The sequence below is a fragment of the Blastopirellula sediminis genome (genome assembly GCF_020966755.1).
GTDB classification, from domain to species: domain Bacteria; phylum Planctomycetota; class Planctomycetia; order Pirellulales; family Pirellulaceae; genus Blastopirellula; species Blastopirellula sediminis.
This window is the reverse complement of sequence record NZ_JAJKFT010000010.1, coordinates 189,767-207,097: the sequence shown is the minus strand read 5'-3', so window position 1 is coordinate 207,097 and position 17,331 is coordinate 189,767. Positions and strand designations below refer to the sequence as shown.

The 17,331-nt window shown below is 58.6% G+C and carries 15 protein-coding genes; 2 read left to right on the top strand and 13 right to left on the bottom strand.

Going from position 1 to position 17,331, the window contains the following annotated elements:
- Nucleotides 1-27: 27 nt before the first annotated feature.
- The 9 genes from LOC68_RS12280 to LOC68_RS12240 all read right to left on the bottom strand — a co-directional run bounded on the left by LOC68_RS12280 (nt 28) and on the right by LOC68_RS12240 (nt 8,966).
- Entirely contained in the window at nt 28-1,452 is a 1,425-nt protein-coding gene (locus LOC68_RS12280) for a class II fumarate hydratase (protein ID WP_230218933.1), read from the bottom strand.
- A 112-nt stretch (nt 1,453-1,564) separates the two neighbouring features.
- The gene (locus LOC68_RS12275; RefSeq protein WP_230218930.1) at nt 1,565-2,416 is read right to left on the bottom strand and encodes a hypothetical protein; all 852 of its coding nucleotides are present in this window, start codon (nt 2,414-2,416) and stop codon (nt 1,565-1,567) included.
- A 211-nt stretch (nt 2,417-2,627) separates the two neighbouring features.
- Nucleotides 2,628-3,617 (bottom strand): EF-P lysine aminoacylase EpmA, encoded by a 990-nt coding sequence (gene epmA / locus LOC68_RS12270; protein ID WP_230218929.1) that lies wholly within the window; start codon nt 3,615-3,617, stop codon nt 2,628-2,630.
- Between the two features lie 99 nt (nt 3,618-3,716).
- Nucleotides 3,717-4,988: a nickel-dependent lactate racemase gene (larA, locus tag LOC68_RS12265; RefSeq protein WP_230218927.1), complete on the bottom strand. Its 1,272-nt coding sequence runs from the start codon at nt 4,986-4,988 to the stop codon at nt 3,717-3,719.
- 135 nt (nt 4,989-5,123) lie between these two features.
- Nucleotides 5,124-5,318 (bottom strand): small basic protein, encoded by a 195-nt coding sequence (locus tag LOC68_RS12260; RefSeq protein WP_230218919.1) that lies wholly within the window; start codon nt 5,316-5,318, stop codon nt 5,124-5,126.
- A gap of 121 nt (nt 5,319-5,439) precedes the next feature.
- Nucleotides 5,440-6,318 (bottom strand): serine/threonine-protein kinase, encoded by an 879-nt coding sequence (locus LOC68_RS12255; protein ID WP_230218918.1) that lies wholly within the window; start codon nt 6,316-6,318, stop codon nt 5,440-5,442.
- A gap of 152 nt (nt 6,319-6,470) precedes the next feature.
- Nucleotides 6,471-7,637 (bottom strand): tetratricopeptide repeat protein, encoded by a 1,167-nt coding sequence (locus LOC68_RS12250; protein ID WP_230218916.1) that lies wholly within the window; start codon nt 7,635-7,637, stop codon nt 6,471-6,473.
- A gap of 52 nt (nt 7,638-7,689) precedes the next feature.
- Nucleotides 7,690-8,280, bottom strand: coding sequence for an ATP-dependent Clp endopeptidase proteolytic subunit ClpP (gene clpP, locus LOC68_RS12245; RefSeq protein WP_230218914.1), 591 nt, complete (start codon nt 8,278-8,280; stop codon nt 7,690-7,692).
- A gap of 59 nt (nt 8,281-8,339) precedes the next feature.
- A complete protein-coding gene (locus LOC68_RS12240; protein WP_230218912.1) occupies nt 8,340-8,966 on the bottom strand; it encodes a ClpP family protease in 627 nt (208 codons plus the stop codon).
- A 256-nt stretch (nt 8,967-9,222) separates the two neighbouring features.
- Here LOC68_RS12240 and LOC68_RS12235 point away from each other — a divergent pair, with 256 nt between their 5' ends.
- The gene (locus LOC68_RS12235; RefSeq protein WP_230218910.1) at nt 9,223-10,077 is read left to right on the top strand and encodes a porin family protein; all 855 of its coding nucleotides are present in this window, start codon (nt 9,223-9,225) and stop codon (nt 10,075-10,077) included.
- Between the two features lie 262 nt (nt 10,078-10,339).
- A complete protein-coding gene (locus LOC68_RS12230) occupies nt 10,340-12,583 on the top strand; it encodes a glutamine synthetase III family protein (RefSeq protein WP_230218908.1) in 2,244 nt (747 codons plus the stop codon).
- Between the two features lie 220 nt (nt 12,584-12,803).
- On the opposite strand, the gene LOC68_RS12225 is transcribed toward LOC68_RS12230, so the two are convergent.
- From LOC68_RS12225 to LOC68_RS12210, 4 genes are read right to left on the bottom strand one after another with little or no spacing between them, the layout of a single operon-like run.
- Entirely contained in the window at nt 12,804-13,919 is a 1,116-nt protein-coding gene (locus LOC68_RS12225) for a YcxB family protein (RefSeq protein WP_230218907.1), read from the bottom strand.
- Nucleotides 13,916-15,049 carry a YcxB family protein gene (locus LOC68_RS12220; protein ID WP_230218906.1) on the bottom strand — a complete coding sequence of 378 codons (1,134 nt, stop codon included), beginning with the start codon at nt 15,047-15,049 and terminating at the stop codon, nt 13,916-13,918. The genes LOC68_RS12225 and LOC68_RS12220 overlap by 4 nt, the downstream gene beginning before the upstream one ends.
- Nucleotides 15,046-16,182 carry a hypothetical protein gene (locus tag LOC68_RS12215; protein WP_230218905.1) on the bottom strand — a complete coding sequence of 379 codons (1,137 nt, stop codon included), beginning with the start codon at nt 16,180-16,182 and terminating at the stop codon, nt 15,046-15,048. Before LOC68_RS12215 ends, LOC68_RS12220 begins: the two co-directional genes overlap by 4 nt.
- Entirely contained in the window at nt 16,183-17,331 is a 1,149-nt protein-coding gene (locus LOC68_RS12210; protein WP_230218904.1) for a hypothetical protein, read from the bottom strand.

Below are 17,331 nucleotides of genomic sequence, written 5' to 3'. Positions count from 1 at the left end.
GGTTCGGCAAATCGATGGGGGTAACGATTATTCGTGTGGGAAGGTCATTCGCCACGGATCGAGCGCCTTGTTCAGGTCCGGCTCGGCGATTTCCCCCTGCTCTTTCGCCAGTTCACGAATCGTCTTGCCGGTCTTGAAGGCGTCCTTCGCCATCTTCGCCGCTTTGTCATAGCCGATCAGCGGGTTCAAGCTGGTGCACATCGACAAGCTTTGTTCGACCGACGCGTTGCACGCTTCTTCGTTCGCTTCCAGGCCGTCGCTGCAGAATTCGACAAAGGCGTTGCAGCTGCTGGCGAGCAAGTGGATGCTCTCGAGGGTCGTCTGTCCCATCACCGGCATCATGATGTTCAGCTGGAAGTTGCCGCCGGTGGCGCCGCTCATGGTGATCGTAGCGTCATTGCCGATCACGCGAGCGCAGACCTGCATCATGCTTTCGCACATCACCGGGTTCACCTTGCCCGGCATGATCGAGCTCCCCGGCTGACGATCGGGGAGCACCACTTCAAAGAAACCGCAACGCGGGCCGCTGCCGAGCCAGCGGATGTTATTCGAGACGTTGAACAGCGTGTTGGCGATCGTCTTCAGGATGCCATGGCACTGGACCAGGCCGTCGCGCTGGGCGTTCGCTTCAAAGTGATTGATCGCTTCGATGAACGGGATGCCGGTGCCGGAGGCGAGCTCGGCCGCGACGCGCTTCGAGAATTCTGGATGGGTGTTAATCCCAGTGCCGACCGCGGTGCCGCCGACCGGAAGTTCCAGCACGGCGTCTTGGGCGACGCGAGCCCGTTCGATCGACAGTTCGATCTGACGCGCGAAGCCGCCGAACTCTTGGCCGAGACGAAGCGGCGTGGCGTCCATCAAGTGGGTGCGGCCGATCTTGATGATCTTGTCCCACTCCATCGCCTTCTTGGCGAGCGACTCGTGCAGTCGTTCAAGCGCCGGCAACAGATTGTTTTCGATCTGCATCGCGACCGCGACGTGGATCGCCGTCGGAAAGGTGTCGTTGGTGCTCTGCCCCATGTTGACGTGGTCGTTGGGGTGAACCGGCTTCTTCTGATCAAATCGATCGCCGCCGAGCATCTCGATCGCGCGGTTGCTGATTACTTCGTTGACGTTCATGTTGCTCGACGTGCCGGAGCCGGTCTGGAAGACGTCGATCGGAAACTCGCCGTCGAACTTCCCTTCGCGAACTTCAATGGCGGCGTTTAACAGCGCTTCGACCTGCTCATCGCTCAGCGGATTCTTGCCGGTGCCGGTCAGCTTGCCGAGATCACGATTGGCGACGGCACATGCATGTTTGACCCACCCCATCGCGTGGATCAGCGCCGGGGGCAAATTCCAGCCCGAGATCGGAAAGTTCTCGACCGCCCGTTGCGTCTGGGCGCCGTAGTAAGCGTTGGCGGGGACTTGAACGTCACCCATCGAGTCTTTTTCGATGCGAAATTCGGACATGGCTGCAGTTTTCCAGAAGAAACTTGGGGGAATTGGCGCCGGGCGACGGAGAAACTCGGCCTGCTCTCCGTCATCTTACCGCCGGCGACCGAAGGGGAAAACCGGCCCGTCATCAGGCGCCGTCGCCCCCGTACACGATCGCCGTTTTGGTCGGCGCCGTCGGCCGGACCCAAGCCGAAAGTTGCACCAGCGCTTCAAAAAAATCTTTCGCCATTTCGGCTCCCACGGGCGGATAGTTCTCTCGTTTATCCTGGTAGCGGAACGAGAACTCGGCGGCGATCGTCTTCCCCCCTTTTCCGGCCGTCCACAGGATCACCGCGACTTCCGCTTTGACACGCTCCCCTTTTTTCTCGCCAAAAACGAACTCGGCGCCTCCGTAGACCCGTTCATGCGGATGGAGGTCGTTGACGACGCAAAGGGGGATCCGCTTCCGTTTCTTCTCGCTCCAGGGAAGGCCCTTCAGTCCGGGAAAAAGTTGGGCCGCTTCGGAGACGTTGGTCGGCGTCTTGCGCCGACTGCCGGTGGTCGCAGCGCCGCTGTGCGAAAAGCGACTATGCTGCACCAGCGTTTTGCTGGCGCTGTTGGAAAGAAGAATGAGATCTTCTTCAAACTTTTGCTTTTCCGCAACTTTCTCCGCCGCGCCGACGTTAGCGCCGGCCGCGACATAGCGATCGACTCCGCGTAGTTTCAACGTGTACTCCGCCTTTTTACTGCCGCACGTCTGGCGGCGGCGGAAGACGTAGCCATGATGTTTGCGTAGTTCGTGGTCGGGAGAATCGAGGAAGACGATCTCGCGTTCTTCCTGCAATCGAAGAGGCGCCGACTTCGTCGCGTCACGCGAATTGCCATGGGCGAAAAAGCAAAGGTCGACCCAAAAGTCGGTGACCGCGTCATCCAGATCGCCGAATTTGTTCGACTCGAGCATCACCTTGTACTCGCGCGAGACGATCGGAATTCTTTTCATGACGATTGCCCCCTTTGCCTTTTGCCGCGAAGAAATGGAACACGGAAGCCACGATGAAGAACACGGATAAACACGGTCGAAGAAAATGAGGCATTGGTTGGGGTGGCACTGCTGGCTTGTCCAGCAGCGGGAACCGGGTACCAATCTCCCATTGCTGGACAAGCCAGCAGTGCCACCCGTCGTGTTCCATTCTTCTCGAACTTCGAAACCCCTACGCCCGATCGATCGGAAAGGTCAACACGTCCGCGAGCGCCGCAGCGCCGGTCTTCACCATCAGCAGTCGATCGACCCCTAGCGCCGTTCCACTACAGGCCGGCAAGCCATGCTCCATCGCTTTCAGTAGCCGACTCTCTTCCGGCAACAGGTATTTGCCATCCTCGCCGCGGGCGCGGTTGTTCGCCTGATTTCGCGAGCGGAGGAGCTGCGGATCGAGCAATTCATGATAGCCGTTCGCCAGCTCAATGCCGCGCACATAAAGCTCAAAACGCTCGGCGACCGGCGGAACTCCGCCAGAGACTTGCGCTAAAGCGGCTTGCGACGCGGGATAGTCGTAAAGGATTGTCGGAACGCTTTCGCCTAGATGCGGCTCAACCAGTTCTGTCAGCAGCAATTCCAACAGCAGATCGCGGTCGGAGTCGTCGTAAGACTCGGGCATTGTAATTTGTCGCTTGCGGGCCGCCTCCAAAAGTTCGCCGCCGCTAGCGCGATGTGGATCAATCTTGGCATAGCGATCAAACGCTTCGGCATAGGTGAGCATCTCGATGTCGCTGCCGAGGATCTCGCTCGCCAGGTCGGCCAACAGTTTTCGACCGGCCGCATAGTCGTCGCCGACGCGATACCACTCGAGCATCGTGAACTCGACGTTATGCCGCTGGCCCACTTCTCCGCCGCGAAACGCTTTGCAGAGCTGAAAGATCTTCTCGGCGCCTGCCGCCAACAGTCGCTTCATGCCGAATTCTGGCGAAGTTTGCAGCCACGCTTGTTTGCCGACGTCCGGCGTGCGGGGATCGCCGAACAGCGTCACGCTGAGCGGATCCAAGTGACGATCGATCACGCTGTCGTGCGAGAGAAGCGGCGTCTCGACTTCCAGAAAATCGCGCGACAGAAAGAACTGCCGGATTTGCTGCAATAGTTCGCTGCGTGCACGGAGCATCTCCAGCGAACAGGTCGGGCGCCAAGCGGCGGCTGCATCGTTTGTCATCGATGGACAAGTGAAAAATTGGGTGGCACTGCTGGCTTGTCCAGCAGTGGAAGATTAGTGGAAGGTTCGCACTGCTGGACAAGCCAGCAGTGGCACACATCACGCCAACTGCGCGAGCACATAAGGCCCTTTAGGAATCACCGCGATCGATGCGTCATTCCCATGTTCGGCCAGTGCGCTCTCGATCGCCGCTTCGACGCTCACAGCCGGTTCGACGAACAGTTCGCTCAGACGTTCGGCCGGAATCCCGTCTGATACCATAACAATCTTCGCCTGGCGGGCCGCTTTGGCTAGTTCTTCCAGTTGCCACTGATCCATCGTGAAGCAATCGGGATCGAGGATCGCCGTCATGAACGCGTTGAGGTTGTCGTACTTGCTGAAGAGGGAAGTAAACGGCGGACTTCCGATTCCTTCGGTCAGACTGGCGGCGACGATGATTGTGCCTCCTTTTTTCACAACCTTGGCGGCGGCGACCATCGCTTTGACCGATTGGTAGAAGGTGGTGTCGAGCGGATAGCCGGCGCTGCTGGTGACGACGATGTCGGCCGGTTTGTCGAGAGTGTCGACGACGACGCTCCGGACGAACTCGACCCCTTCTTCAAACGCGGCGATCATGTCGCCAGCGACGAACTTCAGCGGGTGACGATGGGCGTCGATCACCACGTTGATGATGAAGTCGCAGCCAGCCGTTTTGGCGATCGACGTATTCTCAATGTGAACCGGGTTGTCGACCAGGCAGCCCATCGTCGCGTTTTCATGTTCCAAAAAGCGAGGCGAGTGCCAGGCGCGGATCGTGTCGATGTGGGCGATGCCGGGGCAGATCAACTTGCGGCCGCCAGAGAAGCCGGCCATGAAGTGAGGCTCGATCAGACCGACGGTGATTTTCAGATCGGCTTCGACGTAGCGGCGATCGATCCAGATCGGTACGCCGTTGGGGCTCGTTCCCAGGTGAACATGCTCTTCCCGGTTCTCGCCGTCGTGGTTTTCAATCCGATAGTGATCGACAATGTACTGGCCGACCATCTCGACTAGTTCTTGACCATGGTTGGGACGATGAAGACCGGTCGCGTTCAGAATGGTGATCTTGTCGCGAGCGATGCCGGCCGCTTCCAGCAGTTCCAGCGCCGGCCGCAGGATCATCTCGTTCGGAACGGGTCGCGTGATGTCGCAGATCACGATGCAAGCGTCTTTCTTCCCTTGCGCTAGCTCGAACAGCGGCGGCGCTCCGTTGGGACGGGCCAGAACTTCTAAGAGCGCTGCATGAGGATCAGCCAGCGGCGGCGCATCTTTGTAAGCTAGAGTGCGCACATTGCCGTTGTCGGGGATATTGGCTTCCAGGCCGACGCGACCGTATTCCAACTTGACCTTCATGCGGGGCTATTTCCTGGGACGGAGTGGAAGAATGGGAGCGATTGAAATCTACCACATTTCGCTAGGCGCACAAAAAAAGCCCAGGCCAACAGGCCCAGGCTCTTCTTGTTTGTGCGTGTGACGCAGAAGCGACGACTACTCGTCCTTCGTCTTCTTCTTTTTCTTCATCGAGATTTTGACGACGCGCGTCTTCGGAATGCCGATCGGCGAATCGGTTTCGGGATTGAATTTCCCGTCGGCACGCATCTTTTCGAGGCGTTCGACGCGGGTCAAAACGCTGCGAGTCGAAATCCCGCCGCGCTTCACTTTCAGGCTTTTGTCGATGGTCACGGTTCTATCTCCGGTATTGGGAAACGGCCCGAATCATCTTCTAGAGCCGTAAATTGGTCGCGTGGAAACTCCTCAGTTTATTGATTTTCGCCCCGGGGGCAAGGGCCAATCGCCGCGGTTACTACCGCGTATCGATCTCCTTAATCCCGGCAATCATCGTCAAAAAGTCCCGCATTGTCTGAGGACGGTCCTTCGGATTGACCTTAATGCAGGCATGAATCGCCGCGGCCAGGCGGGGATCGATATAAGGGCGGACTTTCGTAATATCGGTCGGGGGGACCGTATCGTGCTGGAGAGCATCCTTGCCGGTACCGGTTTGGGCGGGCCAGGGGAACTCGTAACAGCATAAACGGTAAGCGGTTACGCCAAATGCGAAGATGTCGGATCGCTGGTCGGTCGGGCGGCGGCGGACGATCTCGGGCGACATGTAGTTGGGGGTTCCGGTGCGGTTGCCCGCCGTCATGAACTCTGGCTTGGCCGGCAACGTCAGTCCGAAGTCGATCAGTTTCACATGCTTCCCGTCGCGGGAAACGATGAAATTGCGGCTGCAGATGTCGCGGTGGATAAAGCCCCGCTCGTGGACGTAAATCAGGGCTTCCGACATCTGCCGCAGCAGATTGAGTTGTTCCCCTTCCAGGTGCGGGTCATGGTCGTTGCACATCGCCTGGAGACCGCGACCATCGACCATTTCCATCAGGACGTACTGCTGACCGGTGGTGAGCAGGCCATGCTCGTACGCCTCGGCGACGTTCGGGTGCTTCATCGAGCAGGCAATTTCTCCTTCGCAGGGGCGTTTGAGCCCGACAAACCGCGAATCGAAGAATTCCTGCTTTTCTTTGTCGAGAATCTTCAGGCCGTAGATGCGCCCTGTCGAGTGTTCGCGCACGACCATGAATTCGCTCATCGTGCCGGTGATCGACTCTCGAATTCGCTCAAAACGTGAGGGAATATCGAGTCGATTCGACTTGAAGAGCGCCGCCAACTTGTCCAATAGCTTCATTGGGGCCTAATATCCTCGGAGGCGACGCCTTAGAGCGGCGCGTAGGTATAGAGCGCCCGGGGTGTACGACCGCTGGCTTGGTCGCCGTGCGCCAAATCTCTGTTCCATTTACCACTTTAAGTGGGGAATGGCCGAAGGGCAAGATTGACGGTTCAGGACTGCCCGGCAAGTCGCTCCGCCGCCTCGTCCTGCAGGGCGTCGTCGGGCGCCAAAAAGCGGCAAGCTTCCCAGTGGGGAACCGCTTCGGCCGAGCGTCCCATTTGGTCCAAAAGCCGGGCCAGATGGTACTGCGCGTCGAAATAATCGGGATAAATCGCAATGGCGGCCTGGAACTGGGCGACCGCTTCGTCGAGTTTCTCCAACTCGACCAGCGTACAGGCCAGGTTGCTCCGGGCTTCGACGAAGTCCGGCTCTAGGTCGATCGCCGCGGCGTACCGTTCGACCGCCAAGTCGGCCTTGCCGCTACGGTAATAAAGCTCGGCCAGTTGGAAATAGAGTTCAGCCGATTCTTCCAGGTTGGCCGCGGCCGCTTCGAGCGCTTCGACCGCAGCGTTGAACTGCCCGGCGTCTTCGTACTCGGCGGCCAGATCGACCAGTTCCGCAGGCGAGCGGCGCGGCTTGGTCGGCGGCGAGTCGGTCAGTTCCGGCAGCCAATCGGGCTCCAGCTTTTCAAAGTCGATCCGCATTTGCCCGCCTGGTTCGACCAGACCTTCGCCTTGCCGCAACAGAACGCTGCGCCCTTCGACAATGATCGAAAGTTGTTCGAGCGGACGATCGACGCAGCTCGACAAGCTTTGCAGCGATGCGAGTTGCTTTTCGATATGGTCGGCCGAGGTTCCTGATGCGAGCAGCTGCGCGAGCTTTTGCGCGGTGGCGACTTCACGGATGTCGTAGTACGGCAGCTTGCGAACTTCACGCACCGGACGAATCAAACCGCGGCGCTGCCAACGACGGATGATCGCTTTCGAGACGCTGAGCAAGTCGGCCAACATCGCCGGCGTGTAGAGACGTTGAATGCGCTGCTGCGTTTCCAATAGGCCAAGGCGTTCCCACAGGGTCGTCTCTTGGATGATCTCGATCCGCCCGTCCGCAGCCGCTTGCTGGATGGCGCTGGAGGGAAAGTCGATCTCGCCGAAGATCGGCAGGTCGTTCTCGCCGATCACCAGCAGGTCGATGTCGGCGGTGGGACGTTCGACCGCTTTGGCGCCAGCCGCCGACAGAAGTGCGGCGGCGTCTTTGCGAGACATGCCGGCCAACTTGCCAAGAAACGCCACGCGGCGACCCGAAAATGTCGCCGCGGTGTCGTGCAATTGCGTCATGGCTTGAACTAAGTCGGCCGGACTGGCCATTTTCCAAGGCTCGAAGCCGAGCTTATTTGCCCGGCATCTTTTCAATGACGTGATCGATCAGGCCGTAGTCGCGGGCTTCTTCCGCCGACATGAATCGATCGCGATCGGTATCTTTCTCGATCCGGTCGATGGTGTGACCGGTGTGCTTGATCAGGATTTCGTTCAGCTTCTGCTTGATACGCTTGAACTCGGTGGCGTGGATCAAAATTTCTTCGGCGGTACCCTGCATCCCGGCGAGCGGTTGATGAATCATGACGCGAGCGTTCGGCAGCGCGTGACGTTTGCCAGGAGCTCCGGCGGTCAGCAGCACGGCGCCCATCGACGCGGCTTGGCCAATGCAGTAGGTGGCGACGTCGCAGGTGATGAACTGCATGGTGTCGTAAATCGCCAGACCAGCGCTGACGCTACCGCCCGGCGAGTTAACGTACAGATGGATGTCGGCCGCCGGATCTTCCGACTGCAGGAACAACATTTGGGCCACGATGCAGTTCGCCATATCATCATTGACCTGGGTGCCCAGGAAGATGATGCGATCTTTCAGCAGCCGGCTATAAATGTCGTAGACGCGCTCTTCGCGACCGCTTTTTTCAACGACGTAAGGAATCAAGGGCATCGTAAGGAAACTCCGTTCAAGATGACTGAATGAAAGCGCGAGGCGGATGCGATAACTTGCTATTCTTCGTCAGCAATTTCGCCCGGCGGCTTGGTCAAAATCTCGTCAACGATGCCATAAGCCTTGGCGGCGTCGGCGTCCATGTAAAAGTCGCGATCGGTATCCTTCGCAATCTTCTCAACCGGCTGCTTGCAGTGCGAAGCGAGAACTTGATTCAGCACATCGCGGGTCTTCAGGATTTCGTCCGCTTGGATTTCGATATCCGAGACCTGGCCGCCGACGCCGCCGTGCGGTTGGTGAATCATGACTTTGGCGTGCGGCAGAATGAACCGCTTGCCCGCTTCGCCGCCAGCCAACAAGACGGCCCCGCCCGAGGCGGCCAGACCGACGCAGTAGGTCGAAACCGGGCACGAGATCACTTGCATCGTGTCGTAGATGGCCATCGTCGAAGTGACGCTGCCCCCCGGCGAGTTGATGTAAAAGTGAACCGGCTTCCGGCGGTTTTCGCTTTGCAGATACAACAGCTTCATCACCAGTTCGTTGGCGTTGCCGTCGTAGATCTCGCCTTGCAGAAAGACGATCCGGTTTTCCAACAGCAAGTCGCCCAACGTCATCTGGCGCTGGCGTTGCATTTCGGCGTAGGCCATAGCCGATGGGGAGCGAAAATCCGAAAACGGCGTGTTCATTGCGCAAAGATCCTTCTCTAGAGACGGGTCGCTCCCCGCCGTTCGACACGAGCGCCGGGGTTCTGTCTTTATTTTCTCGAAGTTGGGACGCAAGACAACCGTAGGAAGCCCCCAGATACATTGACAGTTTGCGCATTTTCACAGCCAACGACAGCGTAATCGGCAGTCTCTTCTTATCCGTTCTACCTACTTCATCTTGACGGCTGTCGGCGAAATTATCACAATCCCCCGCCCTTTGGATCAAGAAACGAGGACCATGCGCCGAAGCTTGCCGATCGCCGTCGCTTCTCTGGCAATTACGATAGCTTTCGTAATTACGGCCGCTTCGCGCGCTCAGGAAGAAGTTTCGGCGGCCCCGCCGGTTCCGACCGACGCGGCCAAGTTCGAGCCTCAAGGGCACGACTTCTCGCAGTTCGGCAGTTTTCGAACGATGCCGCAAGGGGCTGACAGTGCAGTTCCCCCCTGGGTGCATGACGGCGAGGTCCCACGGCAAGCGATCTACGAACGATTCGGCTTCTATCACTCCAATCCTGATGATCCCGCTAGACATCAAGGAGTCGGACGACCGCTCTACGGCACCAGCTGGCGAAATCGCCCTTACCACTTCGACTACTTATTTGGGGTGGTCGAAACGAACGATCTGGAGCGAAACGAAATCCAGCTACGCAGCACGCTGCTGCAGGGGATTCGGCTCGGCTACGATTTCGACCACTACTGGGGGACCGAAATCCGGTTCGCCTATGGGGACGGCAAGGTGCGCTACGACGCAAATCCGCTGATCGACGGTAGTGCGCAGCTGATGATGTTCGATACGAATCTCCTCTACTACCCTTGGGGAGACTCGGTCTGGCGTCCCTATGCAACGATCGGCCTCGGCGCTACGTACTACGGCTACGATGACGTGAACGGGGTGAATCGGGATCAATCAAACTTCTCGATCCCCATTGGGATCGGTTTGAAACATTTTTTTCGCCCTTGGCTCGCTTTTCGCTGCGAACTGATGGACAACATCGCAACAGGCTCGGGAAGCGTCCCGACCACCCACAATTTCTCGTTTACTACCGGGGTTGAATATCGATTCGGCGGTAGCCACTGGAGCTACACGCGCTGAGCGCCATCTGCGGCATTTCTAAGCACTACCTGCGCGCAAGTTCGGCGTTGCAGCGAGCCGCTTTGTCCAATTCTCGGGAAAAAAAGAGCAGCTAGCTCTGGCGCAAAATTTGCTCTTTCTTGACCACTTATGAGAAATTGGCTAATCCCTGCTCGACGAGCGGGGAATCGCCGGTTCAAATTTCAGGCGAAACGAATGCAGGGCGCCCTCTTTCGATTTCGCGTAGCCCCAACCCTCTCTCTCTAATTTAAGGCTATTTGTAGTGAGCAGCACGTCTAAAGAAAAAGGCACCGGCAGCTTTGCAGTTGCGGGCAACTCCTTGACCATTGGCGGTTCGCCCCGCATGGCGGCGATTTCGGCGGTTACCAATTACAAGCCCACCAACCCTCCGATGAACTTCATCGAGACGACGACCCAACAGCTCTACGGCGCCAACGTCTTCGGCAAAGCCGAAATGAAGTCTCGCCTGCCGAAGCCGGTTTTCAAGTCGGTTCTGAAGACGATCGAAACTGGATCGAAGCTCGATGCGTCGATCGCGGACATCGTCGCTTCGGCCTTGAAGGATTGGGCGATCGAAAAGGGCGCCACCCACTACGCTCACGTCTTCTATCCGCTGACTGGCGCTACGGCCGAAAAGCACGACAGCTTCCTGACGCCGGACGGCGAAGGCAGCGCGATCGCCGAATTCAGCGGCAGCCAGCTGATTCAGGGCGAACCGGACGGCTCCAGCTTCCCGAGCGGCGGTATCCGCGCCACGTTTGAAGCTCGCGGTTACACCATCTGGGACGTGACCAGCCCGGCTTACATCCTGGAAAACCCGAACGGGACCACGCTCTGCATTCCGACCGCGTTCGTCTCATGGACCGGCGAAGCGCTCGACAAGAAGACCCCGGTTCTTCGCTCGATGCAGGCCCTGAACACCCAGGCCCAACGCATCCTGAACCTGTTCGGTCACACCGACGGCGCCTTGGTTTCGTCGACCGCTGGTCCGGAACAGGAATACTTCCTGATCGACCGCAACTTCTTCTTCGCTCGCCCTGACCTGCTCACCTCGGGTCGCACCCTGTTTGGCGCCAAGCCGCCGAAGGGCCAAGAGTTTGAAGATCACTACTTCGGCGCCATTCCGGATCGCGTCCTCGCCTTCATGCTCGAAGTCGAACGCGAACTGTTCAAGCTTGGCGTGCCGATCAAGACGCGTCACAACGAAGTCGCGCCGTCGCAGTACGAAATCGCGCCGCTGTTTGAATTCGCCAACGTTGCGACCGACCATCAGCAATTGATCATGCTGACGCTGCGTCGCGTCGCCGAGAAGTACGGCATGACCTGCCTGACCCACGAAAAGCCGTTCGCCGGCGTCAACGGTTCGGGTAAGCACGTCAACTGGTCGATGGGCAGCAAGAGCCAGGGCAACCTGCTCGATCCGGGCGACACCCCGCACGAAAACGCTCAGTTCCTCCTGTTCTGCGCCGCCGTTATCCGCGCCGTGCACAAGTTCCAGGGTCTGCTGCGTGCGGTCGTCGCTTCGGCCAGCAACGATCACCGCTTGGGCGCCAACGAAGCTCCTCCGGCGATCATCTCGATCTTCCTCGGCGATCAGCTGACCGACGTGTTTGAACAGATCAAACAGGGCGGAGCCAGCAGCTCGATTCCGAAGGGTACGCTGACCGTCGGCGTCGACACCTTGCCGCCGCTGCCGAAAGACGCCGGCGACCGCAACCGCACCAGCCCGTTCGCCTTCACCGGCAACCGGTTTGAATTCCGTGCGGTCGGTTCCAGCATGTCGATCGCCGGGCCGTTGGTCGCGATGAACACCATCGTCGCCGAATCGCTCGACTACTGCGCCACTCGCTTGGAAAAGGCGACCGGCGGCGATCCGTCGAAGCTGAACTCGGAACTGCAGAAGCTGCTGACCGAGATCATCACCGAGCACGGTTCGATCGTCTTCAATGGCGACGGCTACTCGGACGAATGGCACGCGGAAGCCGAGAAGCGCGGTCTGCTCAACCTGAAGACCACCGCCGACGCTCTGCCGTTCCTCGAAAAATCCGAAGTCAAAGAGCTGTTCGAGAAGTACAACGTCCTGACGGAACGTGAACTCGAAAGCCGCTACGACATCTATCTCGAACAGTACGTTAAGACCATCAAGGTCGAAGCGTCGCTGATGATCGAGATGGGTCGCACCATGATCTTCCCGGCCGCCGTTCGCTACCAGAACGAATTGGCCTCGACTTGTGCGAACCTGAAGATGCTTGGTTACGACTTCGACACCAACACGCTCGACAAGATGACCACGCTCGTCAAGTCGCTGCAGGACAGCATCAACGCGTTGGAGTCGAAGCTCAACTCGCATCCGGAAGGCGATCTGCTGGCCGAAACGAAGTACTTCTGCTTCGACGTTCTGCCGCTGATGACCGACGTTCGCACCGCCGCCGACGAACTGGAAGGTTACGTCGCCGACGACCTGTGGCCGTTGCCGACCTACCAGGAAATGCTGTTCATCAAGTAAGCGACCTCGCTTACCTGAAATAAACCAGAAGCCGGCCGCCGGGAAACCAGCGGCCGGTTTTTTTGTGCCGGTAGATAAGAATAGAACACGGAAGCCACGGCGAAGAACGCGGACGAGCACGGTAGGAGAGCGATTTCGATGTAGGGTGGGTGAAGCAAACGCAGAAAGGACGTTTCGCGCGACAAGCGATACTTGCTTGCGCAACCCACCTTCCGCTCGCTCAGCCCCTCTTCTCTCGCGCCCAGGCCAGCACCTGACGCCAGTCGTCGTCCGAGGCGAAGAACCTCCGCGGCAAGCAATGGGCGTCACGGCGGTTTTGGATCATCAGCAGGCGGTCGTCGTACTCAACCAGCTTCGTCACGTCGCTCCAGCGATACTCCGTCTTTTCGTGCGGCGTCGTTTCTTCCAGCGACTCTTTCGTGATCGTCCACTTGCGATGGATGCCGGCGACCTGCGATTGATATTGTCGGCGGATCGTACGGTAGTAGACGGCCGCGAGCCAAAGGAGCAGGGCCGGGATCGCCAGATGGAGCAGAATGAGCGCCGGGAGCGCAGGATGAGGCTCTAACAAAAAGAGGGTTAGCACCAGCAGGCAAAATCCGCCGGCGGCCAGCAGGCTGATGATCGGCAGCAACAACAAGATCGGCAGCCACAGAAGATGCCAATAGCAGAGGAGCAGGTCCCTCCACGAGTTTTCCCCTTCGGCTACGATCGCATCGTCGCCAACCGGCGCCGCTGCATCCACTTCCAGCGGCGTCCAAGCTGGCGCCGACGCGGCGAAGCGCATCCCATCGGCGATTTTACGTCGCGCGACGCGGTAGTCCGTTTCGCTTTCAAAAAAGTGGGCCGGCGCAAAGATCATCCGGCCGGTGCTCGTTTGCAGAAAGAGGACTCGTCGGCTCGCGCGAACGCGTTGAATCTGCGACCAGGGAATGTTGACGACCGTGCCGGCGCTTTCCAGGCGAATCCCGGCGGCGGTCAGCGTAAGTCGCTGACGCTCCGGGCTGGCCAGCAATTGCCGACGCATGCGCCGCCAGTACGGGAACACGAAGTAGAGGGAACTGAGGGTCCCCAGTGTTAACGCGGCGATGGTAATCGTATGAAATGCGACCCACTCCATGCGGAAGAGTTCGGGGTGGATCGTCCCCAACAACAGTGCGCCGATGACGCAGCCGGTCAGCAGTATCGCCAGCATGTTCGGGTTGAAGGTCAACAAGCGATAGGCGGCGTGCAGATCGGCAGCGGTCAGGATTCCCTCGGCAACCAGCGGCTCCTCTTCACCCAGGGGATTGGGGATATCGGCCGGTGACTGAAACGGGTTTTCGCCAGCGGTCATGCGTTCTCACCCTGCGTCGATTTCGCCGGTCGCCGCGCCCACTCGTTCACTTGGAGCCAATCTTCTTCCGAGGCGAAAAAACGTCGCGGTAGCGTGAAGGCTTGCGTTTTCTGGTAGACCAAGATCAGCGCTTCGTCGCGAAAGATCACGCGGTTGATCTCGGTCCAGCCGATGTTCAAGTTGAAGGTCTCGGACGTGGCGAATAGCTTCTCGGCGGTAATCGTCCAACGCATCCGCGCGCGACTGGTGACGTCGCGATAGGTTCGGCGGATGCCGAGATAGTAGCGGATCCAGCGGATCGAGAAGATCGCCGCCGCGAAGAGAAACATAAGCGATCCCGGTACGCTTTGCACTCGACCAGACGTTAAGTCGGCTGCGACGAAGTAGCACGCAATGCCGACCAGCCCAGCGACCATTAGCAGCGTCGTCAGGATGCCGCTGCGGACCAGTAGCCAGCAGGTCGTGTAGAACTCTTTCTTGGTCAGCGTGCCGGCGGCGCTCACAGCGCCGGGGATTTCGACATCGACGTATTCTTCGGTTGGCGGCGGTTCGACGTCGCTGGTCGTTCCTATCCGCTCGGAGATCAACTTCCGCGCCGCCAGAAACGCATCTTGGCTCTCAAAGTAGTGGGACGGCAGCGAGATGAAGCCGAACGGTTTCAGCACCAGGACCAATAACCGCCGCCGCTTCTGGAGCCGTGTGAAACGGGACCAGGGAAGAAACGAGGTCATCTTGAGCGACTCAAAATGAACTCCCTGCTCGTCGAGCGTAATTCGCTGCTGCTCCGGCTCTTTCTTCAGTTCTGCGTTTTTCGTTCGCCAATAGGTTTGAGCGTAAAAAAGAATCTCCAGCATCACTACCAGCGGCGCCAGGCAGAAGAGAGGATAGATCGCCGCGCCAATCGTCCAATAATTGCCGGCGATCGGACCGAGCGTCCCGCTGAACATGACTAGCGAAATGACGAGCAGGACCGCGACGGTCCGCCAGTTGTAGACGAGGGCGCGATAGGTCGCTTTTAGATCGCGCTGCGTGAATGTTCCTTCGGCGACGATGGCTTCTCCGGCCGGTGCGTCGGAGCCCTGCTCGATTACCGGCGACTGAAACGGATTGTCGTTGTGTGGTCCATTCATCTAGCGATCCCGGAATCGACGCTACGGTCGCTTGACCAAGCGACGACTTGTTCCCAATCGGCGTCCGTTGCGAAGTAGCGCCTCGCAAGCGAGAGGGCGTAGTTCCGTTGGAAGAGGATGATCATGTTGTCGCGGCGAATCAAGCTGCGGCTGAGATGTTGCCAGGAGAACGCCTCGGAACATTCAGGCGACACGTAGCGCACTTCATCGGCAGTGACGATCCACTCTGTGTTCGCGAACCGAATTTGCCTTCGGTACTCCGAATAAAGCTGCGTCAGACGAATGATGGAGTCCAGAGTGATCAAGATTGTAAAGCTGGAAGCGACGATCGAGACGCCCATCCAACGCAAGTCGATCGCACGATCCATCTGGATGAAGGGGACGGCGGCGGCGACGCCGAGAAGTATGGCTGAAATCAGCAGCCAGATGTGCGGAGGGGCCAGATCGAGTCGCGACTTGCCGGCGTAAAACTCGCGCCACTTAGGGGTTCCACGTCCAATGATTGCCTCTGGAGGCGGAGCGGCGATCTCTAGCGGAGGAACGGAGGCCTGCGCCGTGCGATTGGAGTATCGACGGGGCGAACGGGCCAACTTTTTGACAGTATGAAATTCATCGTCGCTGGAGAAGAAGTAGATTGGGAGTGGAATAAGGCGACCCGATGCGAGCTTCAGCACAATCACGTTGGAATCGGCGACGGCGGAGACGACTTGGCTCCACCAGACATAAACGCTGTAGCTCGGGGACTCGATTTTGAGAAACTCCGGATTGATCTGAAAGCGTTGCGTTTCGGGCGAGTCCGAGACTCGTTGCAAAATTGATTGCCAAGCGGGGTGGCGATAGGCGAAGTATCGAGTCGTCGCGACGCTCGCCACATAGATCGTCGACGGCAGCGCCATCAACAAAAGCCCCAGGACTAGCGACTTTCCTAGGAGGGGAAGGCCCAACATGAACAGCAAGCCCACTCCGAGCCAGCTCGCCGCCGATGGCCAAATGGAATGGACGGCCTGAAATGCGAGGTCGACTCCCTTCGCGTCCAGTCTCCCCTGGGCGGAAATGTCTTGGCTCGACTGGCTGAACGAGGCCTGCGGCGCCATCGGGGACTGAAACGGATTGTCTTCAACGGGGGAAACCACTTACCGCTCCTGAAGTTGTCGTTTCGCTTCGACGGCCCACGCGACGACCTGTCGCCAGTCTTCGTCGGATGAGAAATATCGCTTGGCGAGTGAGACCGTATAGAAACGCTGAAAAACGAAGAGGAGACAATCCTTGCGAGCGTCGATGCGACTGACGTAGGTCCACGGAAACGTGAGAGCCAGGCTACTCGTGGCGATACGCAATTGATCCGCGGTGACGATCCATTGCGTCTGTTCGCTGCGCGACTGTTGCCGGAATTGCTTCGCGATGACGTAATACTTACGAGCGGCGACAAAAAGTGCGATCAAGCCAAAAATCGCAAGAAAGAAGACGGCGCCCGAGTGAAGCACGTTTGTTTTGGGTTCAAGGAAAGCCAATGCGCCAAGGTGACTGGCCATCAGGAGGGAGCCAATTTGAAACCAGGTCCCTGGCTTGGGCCACATGAGCTGCGTCGCCGTTGCATAGAATTCGGGCCACGTGGGGCGTCCAAGTCCGACAACTGCATCGGCGGGGGGATTGGCGGTTGCTAGTGACGGGATCGCCCCCTTGGGAATTAGCAGTTCTAAATCGCGCCGCGAGTGGTCCATGTGCTTGTCATAAGCCATTCTTCCAGCGGCGATAAAGTCCGCTTCGCACTCAAAAAAATGCGCTGGGATCGGGAGCAGAAATTGGGGCTCAAAGACCAAGATCAATTCGCGGGGGGCGTTGAAAATGTCAATGATTCGATTCCAGGTCAGAATCGCGCTCAGGCTAGGGGAGTTGATTTCGAGGTAGTAGGGAGCCATTCGGATGCGTAGCGGCTGCGGCGCATCGCCAAAACGTTGAAAGAGCGATTGCCAGGCGGGGCTCTGATAAGCGAGCTGCCGCGAAATCACGACAAACGCTGCGTATCCAATTAATGGGACGCCGATCGTCAGGCAGGGAATCAGAATCGAATCGAACGCTCCCAGCAGGCCCATCATGACGGTGATCGCAAACCCGAACCAAGCGAGCGGCGACGGCCAATACGAATGGATCGTGTGCAGCGCGGTAGAGATATCATCGACGCTCAACGTCCCCGCGGCGACGATCTCCGGTTCCGCTTCGCCAGCACTAACGGACGGCGTCGTTGGCGATTGGAAGGGATTGTCGTACTTGATATCGTTCAT